At 42.6% G+C, this 380-nt stretch carries 1 protein-coding gene; it reads right to left on the bottom strand.

Going from position 1 to position 380, the window contains the following annotated elements:
- A partial coding sequence (locus NE664_15795; protein MCQ4728097.1) for a transposase occupies positions 1-380 on the bottom strand: 380 nt, incomplete at both ends.

Below are 380 nucleotides of genomic sequence, written 5' to 3'. Positions count from 1 at the left end.
GCCTTCACTCACCTTAAGAATGTCTCCTGGCTGGTCATCAAACAGGTCTGTACAGACGGCATAAAGCCCGTCATACCTTGCTTCCTCTGCAATCTTTGCTTCGTCCAGATAGTATAAGATATCTGCAGTCTCACCATCTTTTGTAACAGCTTCTTTGTCTATAAATCTAGCCGGATCGTTTGGATTTTTTCTGGTTTTCTTATGTTTTCCATCTTTAAGCATATCCATTGCCCGCTGTACTTGCTTTTCCCGCAGGTCTTTTTGATAGGCAGCATATTTAGGGGAGTAGGTGATAATAAGGCGTTGCTCCAGCTTCTTTGAACTGTAAGGCTCCTCTTTATAAAACAGTTCCTGAGAATCAGCTTCGTTTAACTGCTCCA

Source organism: Anaerotignum faecicola, from assembly GCA_024460105.1.
Classification (GTDB): domain Bacteria; phylum Bacillota; class Clostridia; order Lachnospirales; family Anaerotignaceae; genus JANFXS01.
This window is presented reverse-complemented; position numbering and strand designations above follow the sequence as displayed.